The sequence below is a fragment of the Peptoniphilus equinus genome (assembly GCF_027921445.1).
In the GTDB taxonomy this organism is placed as follows: Bacteria; Bacillota; Clostridia; order Tissierellales; family Peptoniphilaceae; genus Peptoniphilus; species Peptoniphilus equinus.
The window spans coordinates 766,077-789,725 of record NZ_CP115667.1; the positions used below are offsets into that span (position 1 = coordinate 766,077).

The following is a 23,649-nucleotide window of genomic DNA, read 5'->3' on the forward strand; positions in this document are numbered from 1 at the left end:
TTATGAATCAAGAATTCATACAAGCCTTAGATGAACTTGAAAAAGAGAAAGGTATTTCCAAAGACGTAGTGTTCACTGCATTGGAATCTGCACTGATCTCCAGCTATAAGAAGAATTTTTCTACCGGTCAGTCGGTGCAAGTAGATATTGATCGTGATACAGGACATATTGATCTGTATGCAGTGAAGACCATCGTGGCAGATGATGATTTAGTTGATGACGAAAATGAAATGGCATTGTCTCAAGCTAAAGATATCGACCCTAACTACGAAGTCGGCGATATTTACGCAAAAAAAGTAGATCCGGCAAAGTTTGGCCGCATTGCCGCTCAAACGGCAAAACAGGTGGTTATTCAACGTATTAAAGATGCAGAACGGGACATTATATTTAATGACTACAACGACCGTGAGAATGAAATTATTACCGGTCAAGTCCAACGTGTGTCATACGGCAATGTCTTTTTTGATTTAGGAAAGACTGAAGCCATATTGCTGCCTTCGGAACAAATTAAAGGTGAAAGTTACCAACAAGGCGATCGCTACAAACTGCTTTTAGTCGAAGTCAAGCGGACGACGAAAGGACCGCAAATTATTTTATCCCGCTCTCATCCGAATTTGGTCAAGCGCCTATTTGAGTTGGAAGTGCCTGAAATTGCAGAAGGGATTGTGGAAATTTACTCTATAGCGAGAGAAGCAGGTTCTCGAACTAAAATTGCAGTCTTTTCTAAAGAACCGGATGTGGATCCTTTGGGAGCTTGTGTAGGTTATAAAGGCAGTCGGGTCAAAGCCATTGTCGATGAGCTGCACAATGAAAAAGTGGATATCGTCATCTATGATAAAAACATTGATACCTTTATTGCCAATGCCTTAAGTCCGTCAAAGGTGGAGAAAGTCTTTGCTGACGAACGAGAAAAGTCGGCATTGGTTGTGGTGCCGGACTATCAACTGTCTCTAGCTATTGGCAAGGAAGGGCAAAATGCACGATTGGCCGCAAAGCTTACCGGGTGGAAAATTGATATCAAGAGTCTGTCGCAATTCGAGGCGTATCTTGAAGATGAAGGCTTGGATGAGGAAGAACTTTATGCACTGTACGGCTATTCTTCAGAATATGACAATGTGCAAAATATTGAAGAAGTATTATTACAAGATGCTGAGCCGGTATTGGTGGACGAGGATTGTGAAGATGATCCAACAGACGATGCTATGCGCTCTGATTTGAGTGATAGTATTGATACTCATGATGGCGACGATGAAGATAACACCGAAGCATCTGCACCGGATGAGGAATAGGTAATATGCCAAAACCGAAAAAAATTCCCATGCGACGATGCATTGCATGTGGGTGTAATAAACCGAAATCAGAAATGATTCGTGTAGTTAAAGATAAATTGGGTGAAGTCACTTTAGACTTGACCGGACGGAAAAATGGACGAGGAGCATATCTATGCCACGATAGAGCTTGTCTGGACAAGGCAGTGAAATCCAAGGCATTGAATCGAGCATTTGAGATGGAGATAAATGATGAAATCATTGAAAAGCTAAGAGATTCATTTAGATAGGCTTGAACAGGAGGTAGCCATATGTCAAAAATCAGAATACATGCATTGGCAAAAGAATTAAATCAAAGCAGTAAAAATATATTAGAGAAGGCAAAAGAGCTCAATATTGATGTAAAAAATCACATGTCTTCCTTGGAAGCAGATGAGGAGACGAAAATCCGAAGTGCTTTTGCCGCTAAAGGTGCAGCGAAAAAGTCGACACCTGAGAAAAAATCCGGCAATGCACCTAAACCAGAAACCTCAAAACAAGCAACTAAAGACGAACGTAAAGCTCAGCCCGTGCAAAAAAAATCACGATTTGTAGCGGACGATAAAAAGAACGGCAAAACGCCAACGGGGAAAAATCAGACGATGAAGTCTGAGGGCAAAAATCAAAAGCCTAGAACTGATTCGAAACCTAAGAATCCAAATACTCAAAATAAACAAGCTGAAGGTAAGACTATTAATAATTTTCAAAATTCGACAAAACAACACAAGTCCAAGAATAACGACGGACATCGTAATCGCAATGAGAACCCTAAACAGGGATATCAACACAATAAACGTCCTAAAGAGCGATTTCAAGCGGAAGACACCACTGAAGGCAAGCGCAACAATCATAAGAAAAATAACCGCAAAGCCAACACCAATAATTTTGAAGACAAGCCAAGACGTCCTCGTGATCTGACCAAGAAATCACCTGCCAAGAGAAAAACACGTGCAGAAAAGAAACAAGAGCGTTTGGAAGCACAAAAGAACGACGGTCCGGCTGTTATCCAAGCTCCAATTAGTGTAAAAGACTTTGCTGAGGCGATTGACAAGCCGTTGGCTCAAGTGATGACCAAGCTTATCGGTCTAGGTGTTATGGCCAGCCAAAATCAGGAAATTGATGAAGACACCTGTTTTCTGGTTGCGGAAGAGCTGGGTGTTGAAGTATCTGTAGAAGAACCGGAAGCCGAAGTATCTATGGAAGAACAACTCAACTTAGATTTTGAAGATAATGAGGCCGATCTGCATTCTCGGCCGCCGGTTGTCACCGTTATGGGCCATGTCGATCACGGAAAGACTTCCATTTTGGATGTGATAAAAAAATCTCACGTGCAACAGTCGGAAGCCGGTGGGATTACCCAACATATTGGTGCATATACAGTGAGTGTCAACAAAAAGAAGATCACTTTCTTGGACACACCGGGTCACGAAGCATTCACTTCCATGCGACTTCGAGGCGCCCTTATTACTGATATTGCCATTCTTGTAGTAGCAGCAGATGATGGCGTTATGCCACAAACTATTGAGGCTATTTCCCACGCAAAATCTGCAGGCGTACCGATTATTGTAGCTATCAATAAAATTGACCGTCCGGAAGCAAATGTGGATCGAGTTAAACAAGAGCTTTTGGAACAAGGCCTTATGTCCGAAGACTGGGGTGGCGATGTCATCATGGTACCGGTCTCCGCACATACGAAAGAAGGTATTGACGATCTTCTTGAGATGATTATCCTAGTTGCAGAGATGCTTGAACTGAAAGCTAATCCGGACCGCCTTGCCATTGGCACAGTCATCGAAGCACGGCTTGACAAGGGCAAAGGACCTATGGCCACTGTCTTGGTACAAAAGGGCACGCTTAAATTCGGCGACAATGTGGTATCCGGTATTGCCAGCGGTCACATTCGAGCGATGAGTGATGATAAAAACCGCAATATTAAAAAAGCAGGGCCGTCCATGCCGGCAGTGATACTTGGGTTAAGTGACGTGCCGAATGCCGGAGATATGATCTATGCTGTGGAAGACGAAAAGACAGCGCGTGCCATTGCAGATAAAAATCGCGAAGAGTCGCGTGAACACCGCATTAATACTGTATCGAAAGTATCTCTTGAAAACTTATTTGCTCGGATTAAAGAAGGAGAAATGAAAGATCTTAACATTGTGGTCAAGGCCGACGTCAAAGGTTCTGTGGAAGCTTTGATTCAATCTCTGGCTAAACTCTCCAATGAAGAGGTTAATATCAATGTCATTCACAGCGGTGTCGGCGGCATTAATGAAAGTGATATTACTTTAGCTTCCGCCTCCAATGCTATTGTTGTAGGCTTTAATGTCCGTCCGAATATGAATGCGATTGAGCTTGCTAAAAGTGAAGAAGTGGACGTGCGGACCTATCGTGTCATCTATGATATTTTAGATGACGTGGAAAAAGCGGCGACAGGTATGTTGGATCCTGATATTGTGGAAGAAGTTATGGGTCGATGTGAAGTGCGTCAAACTTTCAGAATCCCGGGCAATATTATTATTGCAGGCATTTACGTCAATTCCGGGAAGATTTTGCGGAATTCCAAAATTCGGATTCTGCGTGATGATGTCGTCATTCATGAAGGGGAAGTCGCATCACTCCGTCGCTTTAAAGATGATGTGAAAGAACTCAACACCAACTACGAAGGCGGTCTTGGAATTGAAAACTTCAATGACATTAAAGAAGGCGACTTTATTGAATGTTATATTTTAAAAGAAGTGAAACGAGGATAAAATGAATCCAAAACGTGTACACCAAATTTCAGAAGAGGTGCGCCGTGGCATTTCAGAAATCATTCAACGACTGAAAGATCCGCGTATTCCGGAGATCATCAGTGTATCCCGAGCTGATGTCACCAATGACTTATCTTTCGCAAAAGTCTACATTTCCTTTTTTAATGGCAATGTAGACGATGTGATGGAAGGGTTAAACTCTTCGAAGGGTTATATTAAGCGAGAACTGTCCAAAATTGTAAAGATGCGTGTCATGCCGGAATTAATCTTTATCTATGATGATTCAATTGAAAAGGGACTGGCAATGGATCAACTCATTCGTGAGGTGAACCGTGGATCAAGCGACAATTAAAACAGCTATCGACGCAGCATCGACGATTTATCTTGCCTCTCACATGAATCCGGACGGAGATAATTTGGGCTCGCTACTTGGCACCTACCACGTACTGAAAGATGCGGGCAAAGATGTCACCTTTTTGCTGATTGATGAGGTGCCTGATAATCTTCAGTTTCTACCCGGACTTCAGGAAGGGCGACATGAAGGCTTTGAGTCGGTGGATCTCTTTATTGCCCTGGACTGTGCGGATCGAGAGCGTTTGGGCGACTTGTCTGAAGTGTTTGATACAGCGTCGGTCACAATCAATATTGATCATCACAAGACTAACACCCGCTATGCTGACATCAACTATGTCGATGGCGATTCACCTGCCACATGTGAACTGGTTTACAATCTATTTAAAACGATGGAGTATAAAGTTTCGGTGGATGCTGCGACATGTTTATATACTGGACTTTCCACGGACACAGGAAGCTTTAAATATGATTCTGTGAGTAAAGGTACGTTCTTAACTGCTGCAGATTTAGTGGATTTGGGCGCAGATGTGCCTAGAATTGGCGTTGAGCTCTATCAAAATCGCTCGCTTCAAAAGACAAAGCTGTTGTTTCAAGCCATGTCCACTTTAGAATTGTATTATGACAATCAGCTGGCTCTTGTCCATGTCACTGATGCTGATATTGAGGCCATAGGTGCGAATAAAATGGACTCTGAGGGTATTGTCGAATTTATTCGAGATATTGCTGGCGTGGAAGCCGCAGTACTGATTAAAGAAAAATATGACTCATGTCGCCTCTCCGTGCGTACGAAAAGCTTTTTAAACGCTACTGATGTGGTTAAACCCTATGGCGGCGGCGGTCATATACGAGCGGCAGGTGCCACGATGGATCTGCCATGGACAGATCGACGGGATGAAATTGTTCAAGCTCTGGAAGGAGTTCTAAGTGAACGGGGTACTTCTTATTAATAAACCGAAGGACATGACAAGTCATGACGTGGTTTATAGTCTCAGAAAAAAACTGCAGATAAAAAAAATTGGCCATGCCGGGACTCTCGATCCCATGGCTGAAGGCGTGCTGGTTATGCTCATCGGGCAAGGGACAAAGCTCTCAGACTATTTGCTCTCTAAGTCCAAGACCTATCTGGCTGAGTTTGAATTAGGCTATGAGACGGATACCTTGGATAGTACCGGAGAGGTCGTCTCCAGCGGTGGCAATACTGAATATTCCCGAGATGAGATTCAGAAAGTCTTTGAATCTTTATCGGGAGATATCCTGCAAGTGCCGCCGATCTATTCAGCCATTAAAGTCAAAGGTAAAAAACTCTACGACTACGCCAGAAGCGGGGAGGCTGTTGATATCCAATCTCGACATGTGACTATTTACGATCTCAACATGGTGTGTGACGCACCGCTCACACTTCAAACGACGGTTTCCTCAGGGACTTACATCCGCTCGTTAATTCGAGACATCGGTCATGCCTTGGGGACGTATGCCACGATGACCGGATTGGTTCGCCAGGCATCCGGCACCTTTACATTGGATCATGCATTGAGTCTTGAAAGTATAAGCGATATGACGATTTCTGATATTGAAAAGGCGCTCATCCCCATGGATCAAGCTTTGGGATTTGAACCTGTAGTGGTTCCGGATCATCTGTATAAGCGTATCACCAATGGTCTCATGTATTTTCATGAAGGTTTTGAGGCAGACGTCTACTACAATGTCTACTGTCGAAATACGTATATCGGCATTGGGAAGTATAGCCATTATCACGGGCAATGGGGGTTAAAAATTGTGAAAAATTTGTTAGGAGTTAACGCTTGAAAATTTTACCAATCACAGTAGATGATCATTTTTCAACACCCTGTGTTATTGCCCTGGGGAATTTTGATGGGGTTCACCGTGCACATCAAGCGCTTTTAAGAGAGGTTATTCATCTTGCGGAGCAACTGGATGTCGATAGTGCTATTTTGGCCTTTAAGAATCATACCAAAACCTTACTGACGCACAGTAATCAGAGACTGATTACATCGAATACAATGAAATACCAATTGTTGGAATCTATTGGTATTTCTCGTTGTTATGAGCTCGTTTTTAGTCGAGCTGTTATGGCGTTGGAGCCTGAGGCGTTTGTGAAGTCGCTTTTACTTGAAAGGCTCAATGTTAAAGGGATTGTTGTAGGTTATGATTATCGCTTCGGAAATAAAGCTAAAGGCAATGTGGAGCTCTTAAAACGACTCACTGCCGTCTATGATTTTCAGTTATATGTTGTGGATGAGATTCTTGAAGGCGAAGAAGCTATTTCTTCCACCCGAATACGCTCACTGATTGAATCTGGTAATATTCAAGAAGCCAATGCTTTATTAGGGTATGAATTCACTATCGACGGCACTGTCATTCATGGTAAACATCTGGGGACGGTCATGGGTATGCCTACGGCGAATATTGAGCCTATAGTGAACTATGTGTTGCCAAAGTTTGGCGTCTACACTTCATGGCTTAAAATAGATGGACGGATGTATCCTGCGGCGACGAACATTGGAAAAAACCCATCGATAGAAAATGAGGGTTTTCGCATTGAAGCTCACATTTTAGATTTTAACGGCGATATTTATGGCAAAACTGTTCAACTTATTTTGCATTCGTATTTGAGACCGGAAATGAAGTTTGATAATCTCATTGCACTCTTTGAACAGATGCATCACGACGTCGCAACCACACGAAAAATCTTGAATAGCTAGAGTTTTTATGGTATTATCTTAAAAGTATGTACCACGCCATGGTTTGTCGTTCCTCGGCGCTGACTCTGGTATGGTGAATGATATTTTAGGAGGAATTATGTTAAACAAAGAAGCAAAACAACAAATTATCGAAGATTACAAACTTCACGAAGGTGATACCGGATCTGCTGAGGTGCAAATCGCCATTCTCACCAACCGTATTAATGAACTTAATGTGCATCTCAAAGAACACAAAAAAGATCATCACTCACGTCGCGGACTATTAAAAATGGTAGGTAAACGTAGAAATCTTCTCAGATATCTTCGTAACAAAGACATTGATAGATATCGTGAGCTTATTCAAAAACTTGGAATCAGAGGTTAAGAGCGGGGAACCGCTCTTTATTTTTAATTAATAAAGGAGGAAAGTATGGAGAAAGTTTTTACCTTGGATCTTGCAGGAACACCTCTTGAGGTGAGCATCGGCAAAGTTGCTAAACAAGCCAACGGTGCTTGTCTGCTTAAGTATGGTGAGACTGTCGTCCTGGTTACGGCAACGGCATCCTCAAAGCCAAGAGAAGGCATTGATTTTTTCCCACTGTCAGTCGATTTTGAGGAAAAAATGTATGCTGTTGGCAAAATGCCGGGTGGATTTGTAAAACGTGAAGGTAGACCTTCTGAAAAGGCAATTCTTTCCGCTCGTCTTATTGATCGTCCAATTCGCCCTCTGTTCCCGGAAGGCTATCGCAACGATGTACAAGTCGTGGCTACGGTGTTTTCTGTAGAGCAAGATTATCAGCCTGAAATTTTAGCTATGATCGGTTCATCCATAGCTCTTGCCATCTCCGACATTCCTTTTGACGGCCCAACAGGCTCGGTGGCCATGGGTTATGTAGATGGTAAATATATCGTCAACCCTAACGAAGAAGAACGTGCCAAGTCGAAAATTCAGCTTACCGTCTCGGGAACGTCAACGGCAATTATGATGATTGAAGCCGGTGCCAATGTGGTTAGTGAAGCGGAAATGCTGGAAGCTATCTTTGTGGCCCATGAAGCTATTAAGAAGATTTGTGCTTTTACTGAGGACATCGTTGCAGAAGTAGGCAAGAAAAAAATGGACTATGTTGTCTTTGTGCCTGATGAAGAAATAAAGAACAAGGTTACTGAATTTGGCAAATCCATTATCGTCAACTCTGTCAATGAAGCGGATAAATTAAAACGCATTGAAAAAGTAGAAGCTGCTAAGGATGAAATTCGTCTTCACTTTGCAACGGAAATGGAAACCTACGGCAAAGATATTGAGAATATTATGGAAGCTATCGAGGTGGAAGAAGTTCGACGTCAAATTTTAGAGGATGGTATTCGTCCTGACGGCCGTGCGTTGGATGAAATTCGTCCATTGTCTTCTGAAGTAGGTATTTTACCACGTACTCACGGTTCCGGTCTCTTTACACGAGGTCAAACGCAAGTCCTATCTGTAGCCACGCTGGCAGGCCTTGCAGACGTGCAAGTGATTGACGGCCTTGGTGACGACACACCGAAACGTTACATTCACCACTACAACTTCCCGCCATATTCAGTGGGGGACACTCGTCCTATGCGAGGACCGGGGCGACGAGAAATTGGACATGGTGCCCTTGCCGAGCGTGCGCTTCTTCCGGTTATCCCTTCTGAAGAGGACTTTCCATATGCCATCCGTGTTGTATCGGAAGTCTTGGAATCGAACGGTTCATCATCTCAAGCCTCAATTTGCGGTTCCACACTTGCGCTTATGGATGCAGGGGTGCCAATCAAAGAACCGGTTGCAGGCATTGCCATGGGTCTTATGGAAGGCTATGGTCAAACCAAAATTCTTACGGACATTCAAGGACTCGAAGATCATTATGGGGACATGGACTTCAAAGTTGCAGGTACTCGTGACGGTATTACTGCTATGCAGATGGATATTAAAGTCGAAGGTATCAGCAAAGAGATTCTACAACAGGCATTGGAACAAGCTAAAGCGGCACGCCTTTTCATTTTGGATCATCTCTATGGCACCATTGAAGCACCGCGCGACCATCTATCCAAGTATGCTCCAATTATTCATATGATTGAAATCAATCCTGAAAAAATTGGAGATGTCATTGGATCAGGCGGTAAAACGATTAATAAAATCATTGAACAAACCGGCGTCAAGATTGAAATTGATGATGACGGCAAAGTATCTGTACTCTCTGATGACAATGAAGCCGCTCAAGAAGCCATTCGCATTATTGAAAGCATTGTCAAAGAGGTTGAAGTAGGAGATATCTATGACGGCAAAGTCAAAAAACTTATGAAATTTGGGGCCTTTATCGAGTTGAAAAAAGGTGTGGAAGGTCTACTTCATATTTCCGAGCTACAACATGAACGTACGGAAAAAGTGGAAGATGTGCTTAAGAATGGCGACAAGGTCAGAGTACAGGTTATTGCGATTGATCCTGAAACTAAAAAGTTATCTCTTTCCCGTAAAGTACTTCTGCCAAAACCGGACAAGGCATCGGTCAAAGGGGACGACGCAAAGGATTTGTCTCATGAAGGTTAAACTCATTAATAGAAGTGACAATCCGGATCCGCAGTACAAGACCGTAGGTTCTGCAGGGATGGATGTATGCGCTTTTATTGATAGTCCGTATATACTCAATCCTTTTGAACGCTATGCGGTACCTACTGGATTGTATTTTGAAATTCCTGAAGGATTTGAGATTCAGGTCCGTGCGCGAAGCGGCTTAGCACTAAAACATGGTATCAGTCTTCCCAATGGTATAGGAACTATCGATTCAGACTACCGCGGTGAGTTAAAGATTCTGCTTGTGAATCTTTCGAATGAACCTTTTACTATTCATTCTGGCGATCGTATTGGTCAAATTGTGCTTGCCCAAGTGGAACACATTACTTTTGAAAAAACTGAATCACTCTCAGAGACATCACGTAGTGATGGTGGATTTGGTCACACCGGCCTCTCTTAAGTAGTTAAGAGAGGCCTTTTTATGTTATAATTTAATTGAGGTGTACCATTGAAAATAACGAAAAAATCTAAAAAATTGAAACACAAAACAGCACCGAAAGGATTAGTTGGCGTACTCATGTTGGCTTTTGGTCTCTTAAGTTTCATGAGTTTGTTTAACACTAAAATGGGACTTGTAGGAAATTTTTTCTATAAGTTTTTTACTGTGCTTGCAGGTAGCGGCAATGTCTTGCTGCCTGTGAGTATTATGCTTCTTGGCGTGCTGTATCTCATTCCGAAATACAATCAAGACTTGATTAAATATGCCGCGCTCTTTGCCGGCATGATTCTTTGCGTATTGGTGTATTTGGACGGCACCAAGAGTGTAGATCTCACTTTGGTGGACAGGATTCGTCTTTCTGTAGAATATCTGGACATCGCCACATCCGGCGGCGTTATCGGCTCCATTGTGGGCTTTTTTATGTACAAGCTGTTCGGATCACTTGGAACATATTTTATTGTAGGTCTTATTTTCTTTATTTGTCTCTTTCTGCTCTTCAGTATCAATATGGACTCTCTGAAGAACTTTACCTACTCGGTCAAAGACCGTTCCAGGGATTTTGGCGTTCGTCTTCGTGAAAAAAAGACACAAATCCAGGTCAAGCGAGAAGCTGTTAAGGCTCAGAAATCGCTTGATAGGGAAACGGAAAAAGTCAAGGTAAAGCCGGTAAAGAATGTATTGATTCGCGATTACAGCGAGGACCAACCGGACCTATCTGATATGGATACTACAGCCTCAGTGGAAAAATGTGATATTGATATGCGTCCCAAGCATCTCTTCGAGGCGGATAATGGTGACGCGGATGAAGGCGTGGTGGCACATTTTTCATCTCCAAGGGATGCATTGTCAGGTACAGACCATGTGGAGTCTGAAGACACTGCAGCGATAGCTAATTCGATAAGGAACAATTATCCAAATACAGAAGAGACTGCACAGGCATCCGCCATCAATCCGACTGTACAGAGAGCTTTTGAGCAGACCTATAAGAAAACTGTCTATAAAAAACCGCCGCTTGAACTGCTTGAACGCTCCGAAGTTACAGAAGGAGACTCTAATGATATTGTGCGGTCTAAAGCGCGAATTATTGAAGAGACCATGCATACATTCAATATTGACTGTCGTATAGTTGCCATTAACAAAGGTCCTGTTGTGACTTTATACGAACTGCAACCCGGACCCGGAGTGAAGCTCAGTAAGATTGTAGCTTTAACTGACAACTTAACCATGGCCTTAGCTGCATCCGATATTCGTATCGAGGCGCCGATACCCGGAAAAGCTGCGGTGGGGATTGAAGTGCCGAATAAAAACAAGGATTCGGTGTCTATTCGTGATATCCTAAGTTCGAACGAATTTAAAAAAATCCCGTCTGATGTACCCCTTGCTTTAGGTAAGGATATCTCCGGGCATACGATTATTTCATCTATTGAAAAAATGCCCCACCTACTTATTGCAGGGGCAACAGGTTCCGGGAAGTCGGTGTGTATTAACACCATTATCACAAGTATTCTTTATAAAAGTTCACCGGATGATGTGAAACTGATGCTGATTGACCCTAAGATTGTCGAGTTAAGTGTCTATAATCGTGTGCCGCATTTGCTCATACCTGTAGTGACAGACCCTAAAAAAGCGGCGTTTGCACTTAGCTGGGCTGTGACAGAAATGGAACGCCGATACGGCCTCTTTGCCGAAATGGGTGTGCGCGATTTAAAATCCTACAATAACAAGATGAAGGGAGAAGGAGAGCTTGCTGTCCCTAAAATTGTGATTGTCGTGGATGAATTTGCCGACTTAATGATGGTGGCGCAAAAAGAAGTAGAAGATTATGTCACTCGCTTAGCACAAAAAGCTCGAGCTGCAGGCATCTATTTAATCCTGGCTACGCAGCGTCCGTCGGTGGATGTCATCACCGGAACCATCAAGGCCAATATTCCGTCACGTATTGCATTTGCCGTGTCATCTCAAATTGACTCGCGGACTATTTTAGATATGGCAGGCGCTGAGAAACTTTTAGGTAAAGGGGATATGCTCTTCTATCCAAGTTTTTATTCAAAGCCGTTACGGGTTCAAGGCGCCTTTATCAGTGACGACGAAGTGGAACGCGTGGTGGATTTTATTGCGGCAAACAGCACCTATAACGAAGCTTTAAAAGAGAAGATTGTACAGGAAATACAAGATAAAAAGGAAGTTGTTTCGGATAGAGATGACTTGTTTGCAGATGCTATTAAATATATTTTAACGGATGACCAAGCTTCCATTTCCTTCTTACAGCGGAAGTTAAAGGTGGGATATTCTCGAGCTGCACGTATTGTCGATCAGTTGGAAGAATCCGGGATCATCGGACCTCATGAAGGTTCTAAACCTCGGAAGTTACTTATGAGCAAAGAAGAAATCGAAACAATGATAGGAGAAAAGATTGAATAAAGTTCATTTTATCACCTTAGGATGTTCAAAAAATGATGTCGATACAAGTACGATGGTCTCATACCTTAATGCTGAGAAATATGAATTGACCCAAGACCCTACAGATGCCGATGCTATTATTGTCAACACATGCGGTTTCATTGATTCTGCTAAAGAACAATCAATTCAAGCTATTTTAGAATCTGCTAAATTGAAAGAAAAGAAGCTTAAAAAGCTTATCATGGCAGGATGTCTTGCAGAACGTTATGCTGAAGAGCTCATTGAGGCCATGCCGGAAGTGGACGGTATTATCGGGACCGGTAGTTTTCAGGATGTAGAATCCGTGCTCGATCGCGCTTTTGATGGTGACCGTCCAATAGATCTTAAAGATGTCAATAGTGCAGAGACTCCGGTGACCTTTAAAAAGAATCCTGCTGCAACAGAATACGTTCGTATTTCTGAAGGGTGTAATAACAATTGTTCCTATTGTATTATTCCAAAGCTTCGAGGCCGTAATAAATCCCGTGCTATGGAAGATATCTATCAGGAAGTGGCATATCTAACCGGTCATGGAACTAAAGAAATTATTCTTATTGCACAAAACTCTACTGATTATGGCATTGATCTCTACGGCGACTTTAAGCTTTTGGAGCTGATTCAAAAACTCACTGCAATTGAGAGCCTCAAGTGGCTGCGCATCTTATATCTTTATCCGGATACGTTCTCGGATGAATTGGTTAACGAGTTTAAAACGAATGAGAAACTGTTAAACTATGTGGATATTCCGCTTCAGCACATTTCCAATCGTGTGCTGAAAGTTATGAACCGTAAAACTTCAAAAGAAGACATTATACAACTTATCACGAAGCTAAAAACAAACGTTCCGAACATATGTATACGCAGTACGTTTATTGTGGGATTTCCAACAGAAACCGATGAAGAATTTCAGGAACTCTTAGATTTTATAAGCGCCTATAAGCTTAATCGTGTCGGAGCTTTTGCGTATTCCAGAGAAGAAGGGACAGCAAGTTATGATATGGCTCAAGTAGAGGACTCTGTGAAGATGGAACGTCTTGACGAGTTGATGGCACTTCAACAAGATATATCAGCAGAGTTACTTGCATCTGTTGTAGGATCAACGTTAGATATTCTGGTGGAAGAAAAAATAGAAGATGAGCTCTATCGTGGACGTTCCTATCTGGATGCACCCGATATTGATGGAGATGTTTATGTGAAGGCTTCAGACGAGCTTCAGCCGGGAGAATTATATCCGGTTTTAATTACCGGAGCCACAGAATTTGATTTAGAGGGAAGACTGATATGAATTTAGCAAATAAATTGACGTTTCTCAGAGTTTTAATGGTGCCTGTCTTTGTACTCTTTATGTATTTGGATTTTGCAGGCGCTCGCCTTATAGCAACACTTATTTTTGCTGTGGCATCCTTTACTGATTTTTTAGATGGCTACCTTGCTCGTAAAAACAATTGGGTCACCAATTTCGGTAAGTTCGCCGATCCTCTTGCGGATAAGATATTAGTGGCATCAGCACTGATTTGTCTCACAGGTATTGGAGATATCCCGGCATGGGGAGTTATTATCATTATTGCAAGAGAGTTTGCCGTGACGGGATTTCGCATTCTAGCAGCTGCGGATAACATTACTATTGCTGCAAGTCCTCTGGGGAAACTTAAAACAGTGACGCAACTTATTGCCATTCTTATTTTATTAACAAACATTACAGCATTGTATCGAATCGGGATGTTTGTCTTTTACGTTGCAGTCTTTTTCACTTTGATTTCCGGCATAGATTACTTTGCTAAAAATCTCAAAGTCTTAGATTTGAAACACATCTAGAGGTAATTATGAAAGCATCTATTATGACTATCGGCACAGAAATACTCGTTGGATCTATTATCAATACCCATGGAAGATATCTGTCTCAAAAACTCAGTGACTTAGGCGTGCATGTAGTGCGTCATGTATCTGTGCGAGATGACCTTGAGAGCATGGAGCAAGCTTTGAGAGATGAGCTCATCTATGCTGATCTTGTTATCATATGTGGCGGGTTGGGTCCTACGGAAGATGATGCAACGAAACAAAGCGTTGCAAAAGTTCTTGGTCGTGATATTTATCTTCACGAAGGGGAATATAAAAAGCTGTTGGCTCGGTTTGAAAAGAATAATCGAGCAATGACAGCGAACAACAAACATCAGGCAGAGGTCATTGACGGTGCAGAGCTGCTTATTAATCATTGGGGGATTGCACCGGGCGAGGTATTAGAATATGAAAATAAAAAGCTGATTTTACTTCCGGGGCCGCCGAAAGAATTGGAACCTATGGTGGAAGCGTATCTGGAAGATATCATTCATAACGATTCCGAAATTATTATCCATTCGCTCAACGTGGCAGGACTTGGGGAGTCACGTGTGGAAGATCGCATGCGAAAGTTGAATCTCGAAACTTCGGAAATCTCCTTAAACACCTTTGCTAAATTTTATGATACGGAAATAAAAATCATAGCAGAAGGCAAGGATCGCCTTGCATTACAAAATCAAGTAGATACTATTGTACACAAACTCTATGATGCTTTTGAAGGTTATATTTATTCTGAAGGCAATCAAAGTCTGGCCGAAACGTTGGTTGATCGGTTGCGAGCACAACACTTGACTATCAGTTTTGCAGAGTCTATTACAGGAGGAAAACTGGCCAGTATGATTACCGCAGTGCCTCATGCGAGCGAGGTGCTCCAAGAATCTTACGTCACGTATTCGAATACTGCAAAGCATAAAATTCTTGGTGTGGATTCAAAGACACTACAAACTTATGGTGCCGTAAGTCAAGAGACAGCAGAGGCTATGGTCCGTGGATTACAAGCTATAACCACAAGCACGATTCATGTGGCGACAACAGGAGAGGCAGGTCCCGAACCTGCTGAAAAAGAAGTAGGGACAGTATATATTTCTTACGGGATGGGTGATATAATAACCACAGAAGAACATAAGTTCAACGGGTCGCGTACAGAAATTCAGCAACGCGTCTGTGATACGATACTTTTAACCCTGATATTAATGCTTAGGAGGTAAATGTGGACGAGCAAAAACGACAATCTTTAGAAAATACCATTTCAAAAATAGAAAAGGCCTATGGCAAAGGGTCAATTATGAAACTTGGTGCGGACAGTAAACTGGAAATTGAAACGATTCCAACAGGGTCTTTGACTTTGGATTATGCATTGGGTGTTGGCGGCATTCCACGTGGACGTATCATTGAAATTTATGGTCCTGAATCTTCCGGTAAGACAACTTTGGCGCTGCATATGTTGGCAGAAGCTCAAAAATTAGATGGCGTTGCAGCGTTTATCGATGCAGAACATGCACTGGATCCGGTCTATGCCAAAAATTTAGGTGTCGATGTGGAAAATCTCATTATTTCGCAGCCGGATACTGGAGAGCAGGCGCTTGAGATCACTGAGGCGCTTGTACGTTCTAACGCCGTGGATCTTATTGTCGTAGACTCTGTGGCGGCTCTCGTGCCGAAAGCTGAAATTGAAGGGGAAATGGGGGACTCACATATGGGACTCCAAGCTCGGTTGATGTCTCAAGCTCTTCGAAAAATTACGGGTGCTATTAATAAGTCGCGGGCCTCGGTGATATTTATCAATCAACTTCGTGAAAAGATTGGGGTCATGTTTGGGAATCCGGAAACGACTACCGGTGGCCGGGCATTGAAATTCTATGCCTCAGTACGATTGGATATTCGACGTACTGATACGTTGAAAAAAGGCGATGAGATGATAGGAAATCGCGTCAAAGTTAAGATCGTTAAGAACAAGGTGGCACCGCCGCATCGTATTGCTGAATTTGATATTATGTATGGCAAAGGAATTTCCAAATCCGGCACGACTATTGATATGGGTGTTATGGCTAATGTCATTGAAAAAAGCGGCTCATGGTATAGTTACAACGGAGAGCGGCTTGGACAGGGCCGTGAAAATGCCAAAGACTTTTTGGAACAAAATCCATCGGTACATTTGGAGGTAGACTACAAAATTCGCCAGGCTCTAGGTCTGCCGGCAGATGATATTGAAACGGCTATGGAAGTTATGAAAGACCAGGTGAGATTTGATCTGGAGTCAAAGGATTCTGACGACTAAATGAAGTTGCTCTATTTTACAGATACTCATTTGAGAGTGACCAATCCGAAGAATCGATTGGATAACTTCTACGACACTTTAAAAATAAAATTGAATGAAGTTGTAGATATCAGCCTTCGTGAAAATGTAGACTACATTTTGCACGGAGGTGATCTATTTGATCGTCCTGACACACCGATTTCCCTGGTTTCAGATTTTGCTAAAATTCTTTTACGATTTAAGGCGCCTATTTATATTGTCAGCGGCAATCACGATATATTCGGCCATAATCCGAAAACGGTACATCGATCGATGTTCGGACTTTTGGATAGCTTAGGCTTGATTCATCTGATCACCGATGAAATTTATCTTAAGAAGGATGTCGTGGTGCGCCTCAGTGCTTTTCCCTATACTATCGATATGGATAAACCGGGGAATAAGGAAGGATACATTGTACGCGATAAAGGCGAAGCAGACTATGCCATCCACCTCACACACGGATTTCTAACAGATAAAAAGCAGTTGGACACGATTCCGCATACCTTACTATCAGAGATTTCGGATACGGTAGCGGACATTACTTTCGGCGGGCACGTTCACTTTGGTTTTAAAACTCAGGAAATCGACGGTAAGTATTTTATTAACCCCGGTGCTTTGGTTCGGATTTCGAATGCACTGAACGAAATGAAACGCAAGCCGAAAGTGGTTCTTGTAGAGTTGACTGATCAAATTGTGATTCGAGAAATAGTGTTACAAAGTGCATTGCCGGGAGACCAGGTTTTAGATCGTTCGGAAATAGAACGGCATAGATTCAAAGCGGAACAGTTTGCAGATTTTAAATCAACAATTGAAACGTCGGCAAATTTAAAAGGGCTTGATGTATACGATATTTTAATTGATATCGCTAAAGCTGAGGCTATTGATAAAAAGGTACGAGATGAGGCTATTCGCAGAGTTCAGTTAAAGCAAATGGGAGAGGCTAAATTGTGATCTACATTACAAAAATTGAAATTGACAACTTTCAATCCCATAAGCACACGGTGATGGACTTTCATCATGGCCTTAATGTCATTGTGGGACGTTCAGACAGTGGCAAGACGGCTGTGCTGCGTGCTATAAAATGGGTTCTTTATAATGATCCTGCTCCGAGCAGTCTTTTACGACTTCAAGAAACGCAGATGAAAGTGAGTTTAAGCTTTAGCAATGGTGCTAAAGTCACACGTCTTTGGAGCAGTAACGGCAAAGAGAACAAATACATACTCAATCGTGCCGATGGGGAAGAATTAGTTCTTGAAAAATTCAATCGTGGTGTACCGGATGAAGTGATAGAAGAGATTGGTATTTCAAAAATTGATTTAGGCGGCCCGAAGTCGGAAGGTATTAACATTGGGGAGCAATTAGATGGACCTTTCTTGCTCACTGAGACGCCTTCTACACGTGCCAGTGCTATTGGTCGCTTGATTGGTGTCAATTTTATCGACGATGCACTCCGAGATGTCATCAAAGATATTAAAGGCAATTCAAGGCGTATTAAAGATCAAGATGACTTGGTGGCACATTTTAAAGAAGAACTCAGGAATTTTGAGAGTTTAGATGAAGAAATTAAGAATCTTGAACGTATCAAAGCCAAGCGGGAACAGCTTGCCAAATCTACCTCCTTATATCAGGAATTGAAGCAGCTTAAAACAGCTTATGAGACCAATATACATGATATAGACATGACAGAAGAGGCCATTGCAAAAATGGGTGATATCGACATGGTGGATTCGAAAATTAACAGAGTCTCTCAATGTCTGGAACGTAAAACGGAATTGACTCAACTTTATAGGGTGCTTCACAGCGTGTCAGAAGAGTTGGTTCATCTCAGCAACCAGTTACGCCATCTTAAGAATTTGGGAAAGACTGAACTGACATGGTATAAATTGAATGAAGAAGCGAGAACTGTAGGCGATTTAACCCTCCTTAAGATGAATTTAGATCAAGTCAATGAACGCCTAAGTATAGGAGAAAACTACCTCAAAAAATTTGAGACACTTGAATCCACACGATCGGTCCTTAAAACCACTGAAACTAAAATCAAGACATTGACGGAGCTTAAAACTTTGCATGATGCCATAACGTTGCTATGTGATGCACTTCAAACTGAAGAAGAAAGGTATTTGCTTCAAGTTCGAGAGTTGTCAGATACAGAGGAAAACTACGAAAATTTGTTTGTAGCCCTTGGTTATTGCCCGCTTTGTCATAGCAAGATAACGCAAGATCATTTTCACGGAGGTCAATATGAATGATGAAGAACGACTCACGGCTTTGAAAAAGGAAATTGAACGCCGCAAAGAAATGAAAAATAAAGCCGAAGGGCGATTGGAAAATTTAAAACTCCAAAAAGCGGAGATTGAACAGCGGCTGGAAGCTCTTCATATTCGTCCTGATGAATTGAATCAACACATTGATACACTTCAAAGAGAAATTAACAGTTTGTTCCAAGAGATTGAAGATGGTTTGCCGAAGCTATGACTTTAAATGAATTAGATGCTAAGATCGCTCAGTTAGAGCGCGCCATTCATATCAAAATAGGTCAGCAGGAAGTATTACAGCGTAATTTACAAGACGCGGAATCTAAAGTTGAGACACTACATGAAGAGAATGAGCTCTTATCACAAGTGGAGGTGCTGCTCAGTCTCTCGAGCGACTATGGTAGAGAACAGGCAAAGCTTCAAATAGAATCCTTAGTATCCAATTGTCTCAGCTTTATTTTTGAGACGGACATTTCATTTGTTATTGAGCTCACAGAAAATGGAAAGATTGCAGGTGCTGATTTTTATGTTGTGTCGAGTTATGACGGCTATAGCATAAAAACGAAGCCGGAGCTCTCGCGAGGTGGTGGCGTAGTGGATATTGTTTCCATTGCACTGCGTATTGCCATGATCGAAATATTTAAGCCTCATATTGAAGGTCCGCTGATTCTTGATGAACCAGGAAAACATGTGAGTGAAGATTTTATTTTTAATCTTGGTGAATTTCTTAGAAAGTCGTCGACGATGTTTAAGCGTCAAATTATCATGGTGACTCACAACAAATATTTGGCGCAAATATGCGATCGTTCCTTTTATGTAGAGCAGAAAAATGCAGTATCATCTGTCCAAGAGCTGACTCAGGACGTTTAATTTCTTGACGAACGGTAAGATAAGATATAAAATTAACACGTACTATATATGTACACATGATATACTAATAAATTTGAAACTTGAAAATTCAATAAGGAGGTGTGTTTACTTTGGAATTTCTATTTATTATTCTTGGTTTAATAATTGGGACTGCCATTGGCTTTGCCGTTCGAAAATATATTGCAGAAGGGAAAATTAATACTGCCGAAGCTCAGGCTATTAAGATTATCACGGATGCAGAACATCAAGCTGAAGCTAAAAAACGCGAAGTTCTTTTAGAAGCTAAAGATGAAATCCACAAATTGCGCTCAGATAATGAAAAAGAATACAAAGTTCGCCGTAGTGAGTTACAATCTTTGGAAAGTCGTATACTCAACCGTGAAGAAGCTGTACAAAAGAAAGCTGATTCCCTTGAAAGAAAAGAAGAAAAGTTAGTTGCACGTCTTGATGATGCTAAGATTAAGCAAGAACAAGCCAAAGCTCTTGTGGAAAAACGAGAACTGGAGCTGGAACGCGTTGCAGGTTTAACTGCTGAGGAAGGTAAACAAATTTTGCTCAGCCAACTGGAGTCTGAAATTACTCAAGAATCTGCACTGATTATCAAAGAAAATGAGCAACGCGTGAAAGAAGAAAGCACTAAGTACGCACAAAATGTGATTGCCCAAGCTATTCAGCGAGTGGCTGCTGATCAAGTTGCTGAAGCGACAGTCTCTGTCGTTCAGTTACCTAATGATGAAATGAAAGGTCGTATCATAGGTCGCGAAGGGCGCAATATTCGCAGCATTGAATCGTTAACAGGTGTTGATCTCATTATTGATGATACGCCCGAAGCGGTGGTACTATCATGTTTTGATCCGATTCGTAGAGAAATTGCTCGGGTGGCGTTGGAAAAATTGGTACAAGATGGGCGCATTCATCCGACGCGTATTGAAGAAACGGTTGAAAAAGCGCGTAAAGAAGTGGAAACACTCATCAAAGAGTCCGGTGAACAAGCAGCTTACGATGCTGGTGTTCACGGGTTGCATCCCGAAATTATCAAATATTTAGGGCGCTTAAAATATCGTACCAGCTATGGACAAAATGTGTTGAAACACGCTGTAGAAGTATCGAACATTGCAGGTATTTTAGCTGAAGAAATCGGTTTAGATCCTAAGCTTGCCAAACGTGGCGGTTTACTTCACGATATTGGAAAGAGTATTGATCATGACGTGGAGGGACCTCATGTGGATCTTGGTGTCGATATTGCGAGACGCTATAAGGAATCTGACGTTGTCATCAATTGTATCGAAGCACATCATGGTGACGTTGAGTTCAAATGTGTGGAAGCTATTCTTGTGACTGCAGCTGATGCCATCAGTGCGGCAAGACCCGGAGCTCGCCGTGAAACGGTAGAATCTTATGTCAAACGGTTGGAGAAATTGGAAGAAATTGCTACATCCTTTGATGGGATTGAAAAATCCTATGCTATCCAAGCGGGACGAGAAGTTCGCATTATTGTAAAACCTGAAGTTATTTCTGAAGCGGAAATTACGCTGACAGCTCGTAAAATTGTCAAAGAAATTGAAGCACAATTGGATTTCCCCGGACAGATCAAAGTCAATGTCATTCGGGAAACTCGCGCTGTCGACTATGCAAAATAAGTTAAAACCTGTCCATGAGACAGGTTTTTTTAATAAGGAGGAGCATGCAAGTCAATTATCTCGATGATTTTTTATCGTACTTATCTGTGGCGCGTGGTAGCTCGCCGACGACTCAAAAAGAATATTATTATGATATTCGGAAGTTTTTATGTTATATTTTGGTGAGTCATGAGATTGTCAATACGGCACAGTTAGAAGATGTGAATATTGATTCAGTGACATTGGATGTTTTAAAAGCTATTTCTAAACAAGATATTTATAACTATCTCACGTTCTTAGATCGGAAACAAAAAAATTCCAATCGAACAAAGGTTAGAAAATTATCAGCCATTCGAAGTTTTTTTAAATATTTAACAGGTGTTGTAGAAGTGCTGGATGTCAATCCCGCCGAAGATATTGAAGGTCCTAAAATCAAACGTACAGTGCCGATATATCTCACTTTGGATGAAGCTATTGCTATTTTAGATACCATTGATCAGGCCAAAGTGAAAGAACAGTATAAGCGACGCGATTATTGTATTGTCACTATCTTTTTAAACTGTGGACTGCGGATCTCAGAAATGGTTAGTCTTAATGTTATCGATGTAAAAAAAGATATGATTCGTGTCATGGGAAAAGGTCAAAAAGAACGTGAAATTTTCCTTAATGATGCTTGCCGTTCAGCTATTGATGCTTATCTTAAAGTCCGGCCGGAATCAAAAAGCAATGCGCTTTTTTTAAGTATGCGAAGAAATCGCATCAGTCCGCGCAGTGTTCAGCATATGGTGGCAAAATATGTTGAGGCTACCGGTTTAGATCCGAATAAGTATACCGTGCATAAATTACGTCATACTGCAGCTACCTTAATGTATCAACATGGCGGTGCTGATATACTCAGTCTTCAGGAGATTCTCGGACATGAAAGCGTACAGACAACACAGATATACACTCATGTCAATGATGCGCAGCTAAAAGAAACTTTGAAGAACAATCCTTTATCATCAGTCCATGCAGTATCAGATGCCCATTCTAAAAAATAAATGAACAAAGGCCTATAATTAGTCACAAAATTATTATTTTGTGACTAATTATAGGCCTTTGTTTCTTTTACATTGTTTTTGAGGACGCCTTTCCTATTTACTTACGGGTATTTCCAATATTTGACCTTGATGAATAATAGGATCTACATTATTATGCGTCATAATAGCCGCAACCAATTCTCTTTGATCCCAGGTATCGGCGTTGTAAACTTCAGCTATCGTCCATAGTGTTTCGCCGGCATTCACATAGTGTTCTATATAGTGTGTATCCTTAGCTAAAGTTGTACCATCTAAAGTTTCAATTTTAACTCCTGTTGTAAAAATAAAGATCAAGCTAAGAAATAAAAATGCACGTAATTTATTAATTTGATAGCGTTTGTGTGGTCTCATAATATCACCTCATAGAAAATATGTTCAGAACGAATGTTTAACATCATTGTAATAGAACGGATGTTTCTTGTCAAGAGTTTTCAAACATTTGTTTCAAATATTTGTTCTCTATGCTATAATGAGGTCAGGAGGTGTCTATGTACGAAGATTTAACACAACGAGAACGTGATGTTCTTTTCTATATTATTAAAGTAATTCAAACTAAGGGTTATCCACCTGCTATTCGAGAAATGTGTGACCAACTGAACATTAAAAGTACCTCAACAGCACAGGCCACCTTAAAATCTTTGGAATATAAGGGCTATATTCGACGGGATCCCACTAAACCGCGAGCTATTGAGATTTTAAATAGTAGTGATGATATTTTAATGACAAAAAAGAAAACAGTGGACATTCCTATTGTTGGGTGTGTCACTGCTGGTGAGCCGATTTTAGCTGTGGAAAATATTGAAGATACGTATCCTCTACCAATTGATTTTGCCAAAGACAAGGAACTCTTTATTCTCAGAGTCGTCGGAGAGAGTATGATTAACGCCGGTATTCTCGATGGTGATTTTGTCATTATTGAGAAACGTGACTTTGCACGCAACGGTGAAAAAGTATTGGCTCTTATTGATGATACTTCAACCATTAAAACTTTTTATAAAGAAAAAGATGGATTCCGTCTTCAGCCAGAAAATGACTTTATGGAACCCATCTATGTGAAAGACCTGCAGATATTAGGTATCATTGTCGGTCTGTATAGAGTGATGTAAAAAAGGG

Annotated in this window: 23 protein-coding genes; 22 read left to right on the forward strand and 1 reads right to left on the reverse strand. The window is 41.5% G+C overall.

Translation table 11 applies throughout. The features are described 5' to 3' along the window. The first annotated feature begins 2 nt into the window (after positions 1 to 2). From nusA to O6R05_RS03860, 21 genes are all read left to right on the forward strand, one after another. Positions 3 to 1,289: a transcription termination factor NusA gene (gene nusA / locus O6R05_RS03760; protein WP_271192201.1), complete on the forward strand. Its 1,287-nt coding sequence runs from the start codon at positions 3 to 5 to the stop codon at positions 1,287 to 1,289. Positions 1,290 to 1,294: 5 nt separating this feature from the next. Next, complete coding sequence (gene rnpM / locus O6R05_RS03765) at positions 1,295 to 1,558, forward strand: RNase P modulator RnpM (protein ID WP_271192202.1); 264 nt, start codon at positions 1,295 to 1,297, stop codon at positions 1,556 to 1,558. Positions 1,559 to 1,579: 21 nt separating this feature from the next. Then, positions 1,580 to 4,057 (forward strand): translation initiation factor IF-2, encoded by a 2,478-nt coding sequence (gene infB / locus O6R05_RS03770; RefSeq protein ID WP_271192203.1) that lies wholly within the window; start codon positions 1,580 to 1,582, stop codon positions 4,055 to 4,057. A 1-nt stretch (position 4,058) separates the two neighbouring features. Next, positions 4,059 to 4,409, forward strand: coding sequence for a 30S ribosome-binding factor RbfA (gene rbfA / locus O6R05_RS03775; RefSeq protein WP_271192204.1), 351 nt, complete (start codon positions 4,059 to 4,061; stop codon positions 4,407 to 4,409). Further along, positions 4,390 to 5,358, forward strand: coding sequence for a DHH family phosphoesterase (locus O6R05_RS03780; protein ID WP_271192205.1), 969 nt, complete (start codon positions 4,390 to 4,392; stop codon positions 5,356 to 5,358). The genes rbfA and O6R05_RS03780 overlap by 20 nt, the downstream gene beginning before the upstream one ends. Next, positions 5,336 to 6,217, forward strand: a complete 882-nt coding sequence (truB, locus tag O6R05_RS03785) for a tRNA pseudouridine(55) synthase TruB (protein ID WP_271192206.1) — start codon at positions 5,336 to 5,338, stop codon at positions 6,215 to 6,217. Before O6R05_RS03780 ends, truB begins: the two co-directional genes overlap by 23 nt. Continuing rightward, positions 6,214 to 7,134, forward strand: coding sequence for a bifunctional riboflavin kinase/FAD synthetase (locus O6R05_RS03790; RefSeq protein WP_271192207.1), 921 nt, complete (start codon positions 6,214 to 6,216; stop codon positions 7,132 to 7,134). The genes truB and O6R05_RS03790 overlap by 4 nt, the downstream gene beginning before the upstream one ends. A gap of 97 nt (positions 7,135 to 7,231) precedes the next feature. Further along, positions 7,232 to 7,498: a 30S ribosomal protein S15 gene (rpsO, locus tag O6R05_RS03795; RefSeq protein WP_271192208.1), complete on the forward strand. Its 267-nt coding sequence runs from the start codon at positions 7,232 to 7,234 to the stop codon at positions 7,496 to 7,498. A 45-nt stretch (positions 7,499 to 7,543) separates the two neighbouring features. Further along, the gene (locus tag O6R05_RS03800; RefSeq protein WP_271192209.1) at positions 7,544 to 9,679 is read left to right on the forward strand and encodes a polyribonucleotide nucleotidyltransferase; all 2,136 of its coding nucleotides are present in this window, start codon (positions 7,544 to 7,546) and stop codon (positions 9,677 to 9,679) included. Then, a complete protein-coding gene (dut, locus tag O6R05_RS03805; protein ID WP_271192210.1) occupies positions 9,669 to 10,103 on the forward strand; it encodes a dUTP diphosphatase in 435 nt (144 codons plus the stop codon). Before O6R05_RS03800 ends, dut begins: the two co-directional genes overlap by 11 nt. A gap of 48 nt (positions 10,104 to 10,151) precedes the next feature. Continuing rightward, entirely contained in the window at positions 10,152 to 12,563 is a 2,412-nt protein-coding gene (locus O6R05_RS03810; RefSeq protein WP_271192211.1) for an FtsK/SpoIIIE family DNA translocase, read from the forward strand. Next, on the forward strand, positions 12,556 to 13,866 hold the full coding sequence (rimO, locus tag O6R05_RS03815; RefSeq protein ID WP_271192212.1) for a 30S ribosomal protein S12 methylthiotransferase RimO: 1,311 nt from the start codon (positions 12,556 to 12,558) through the stop codon (positions 13,864 to 13,866). Before O6R05_RS03810 ends, rimO begins: the two co-directional genes overlap by 8 nt. Beyond that, positions 13,863 to 14,396, forward strand: a complete 534-nt coding sequence (gene pgsA / locus O6R05_RS03820) for a CDP-diacylglycerol--glycerol-3-phosphate 3-phosphatidyltransferase (RefSeq protein ID WP_271192213.1) — start codon at positions 13,863 to 13,865, stop codon at positions 14,394 to 14,396. Before rimO ends, pgsA begins: the two co-directional genes overlap by 4 nt. Before the next feature lie 8 nt (positions 14,397 to 14,404). Next, positions 14,405 to 15,625, forward strand: coding sequence for a CinA family nicotinamide mononucleotide deamidase-related protein (locus O6R05_RS03825; RefSeq protein ID WP_271192214.1), 1,221 nt, complete (start codon positions 14,405 to 14,407; stop codon positions 15,623 to 15,625). 2 nt (positions 15,626 to 15,627) lie between these two features. Then, the gene (gene recA / locus O6R05_RS03830) at positions 15,628 to 16,695 is read left to right on the forward strand and encodes a recombinase RecA (RefSeq protein ID WP_271192215.1); all 1,068 of its coding nucleotides are present in this window, start codon (positions 15,628 to 15,630) and stop codon (positions 16,693 to 16,695) included. Next, the gene (locus tag O6R05_RS03835) at positions 16,696 to 17,664 is read left to right on the forward strand and encodes a metallophosphoesterase family protein (RefSeq protein ID WP_271192216.1); all 969 of its coding nucleotides are present in this window, start codon (positions 16,696 to 16,698) and stop codon (positions 17,662 to 17,664) included. Continuing rightward, entirely contained in the window at positions 17,661 to 18,962 is a 1,302-nt protein-coding gene (locus O6R05_RS03840) for an AAA family ATPase (RefSeq protein WP_271192217.1), read from the forward strand. Before O6R05_RS03835 ends, O6R05_RS03840 begins: the two co-directional genes overlap by 4 nt. Beyond that, positions 18,955 to 19,188 (forward strand): hypothetical protein, encoded by a 234-nt coding sequence (locus tag O6R05_RS03845; protein WP_271192218.1) that lies wholly within the window; start codon positions 18,955 to 18,957, stop codon positions 19,186 to 19,188. Before O6R05_RS03840 ends, O6R05_RS03845 begins: the two co-directional genes overlap by 8 nt. Then, the gene (locus O6R05_RS03850) at positions 19,185 to 19,838 is read left to right on the forward strand and encodes an AAA family ATPase (RefSeq protein WP_271192219.1); all 654 of its coding nucleotides are present in this window, start codon (positions 19,185 to 19,187) and stop codon (positions 19,836 to 19,838) included. The genes O6R05_RS03845 and O6R05_RS03850 overlap by 4 nt, the downstream gene beginning before the upstream one ends. Before the next feature lie 101 nt (positions 19,839 to 19,939). Continuing rightward, entirely contained in the window at positions 19,940 to 21,478 is a 1,539-nt protein-coding gene (rny, locus tag O6R05_RS03855) for a ribonuclease Y (RefSeq protein ID WP_271192220.1), read from the forward strand. Between the two features lie 44 nt (positions 21,479 to 21,522). Continuing rightward, positions 21,523 to 22,497: a tyrosine recombinase XerC gene (locus tag O6R05_RS03860; protein WP_271192221.1), complete on the forward strand. Its 975-nt coding sequence runs from the start codon at positions 21,523 to 21,525 to the stop codon at positions 22,495 to 22,497. A 93-nt stretch (positions 22,498 to 22,590) separates the two neighbouring features. Here O6R05_RS03860 and O6R05_RS03865 read toward each other — a convergent pair whose 3' ends face one another. Continuing rightward, entirely contained in the window at positions 22,591 to 22,887 is a 297-nt protein-coding gene (locus tag O6R05_RS03865; RefSeq protein ID WP_271192222.1) for a LysM peptidoglycan-binding domain-containing protein, read from the reverse strand. 137 nt (positions 22,888 to 23,024) lie between these two features. Between O6R05_RS03865 and lexA the strand changes: the two genes are divergently transcribed. Then, positions 23,025 to 23,642, forward strand: a complete 618-nt coding sequence (gene lexA, locus O6R05_RS03870; RefSeq protein WP_271192223.1) for a transcriptional repressor LexA — start codon at positions 23,025 to 23,027, stop codon at positions 23,640 to 23,642. Positions 23,643 to 23,649 lie beyond the last annotated feature (7 nt).

Bases quoted from the DNA above. Each gene is read 5' to 3' on its own strand.
- nusA (WP_271192201.1), top strand. From the start codon at position 3: ATGAATCAAGAATTCATACAAGCCTTAGATGAACTTGAAAAAGAGAAA.
- rnpM (WP_271192202.1), top strand. From the start codon at position 1,295: ATGCCAAAACCGAAAAAAATTCCCATGCGACGATGCATTGCATGTGGG.
- infB (WP_271192203.1), top strand. From the start codon at position 1,580: ATGTCAAAAATCAGAATACATGCATTGGCAAAAGAATTAAATCAAAGC.
- rbfA (WP_271192204.1), top strand. From the start codon at position 4,059: ATGAATCCAAAACGTGTACACCAAATTTCAGAAGAGGTGCGCCGTGGC.
- rpsO (WP_271192208.1), top strand. From the start codon at position 7,232: ATGTTAAACAAAGAAGCAAAACAACAAATTATCGAAGATTACAAACTT.
- O6R05_RS03800 (WP_271192209.1), top strand. From the start codon at position 7,544: ATGGAGAAAGTTTTTACCTTGGATCTTGCAGGAACACCTCTTGAGGTG.
- dut (WP_271192210.1), top strand. From the start codon at position 9,669: ATGAAGGTTAAACTCATTAATAGAAGTGACAATCCGGATCCGCAGTAC.
- pgsA (WP_271192213.1), top strand. From the start codon at position 13,863: ATGAATTTAGCAAATAAATTGACGTTTCTCAGAGTTTTAATGGTGCCT.
- O6R05_RS03825 (WP_271192214.1), top strand. From the start codon at position 14,405: ATGAAAGCATCTATTATGACTATCGGCACAGAAATACTCGTTGGATCT.
- O6R05_RS03835 (WP_271192216.1), top strand. From the start codon at position 16,696: ATGAAGTTGCTCTATTTTACAGATACTCATTTGAGAGTGACCAATCCG.
- O6R05_RS03845 (WP_271192218.1), top strand. From the start codon at position 18,955: ATGAATGATGAAGAACGACTCACGGCTTTGAAAAAGGAAATTGAACGC.
- O6R05_RS03850 (WP_271192219.1), top strand. From the start codon at position 19,185: ATGACTTTAAATGAATTAGATGCTAAGATCGCTCAGTTAGAGCGCGCC.
- O6R05_RS03860 (WP_271192221.1), top strand. From the start codon at position 21,523: ATGCAAGTCAATTATCTCGATGATTTTTTATCGTACTTATCTGTGGCG.
- O6R05_RS03865 (WP_271192222.1), bottom strand. From the start codon at position 22,887: ATGAGACCACACAAACGCTATCAAATTAATAAATTACGTGCATTTTTA.
- lexA (WP_271192223.1), top strand. From the start codon at position 23,025: ATGTACGAAGATTTAACACAACGAGAACGTGATGTTCTTTTCTATATT.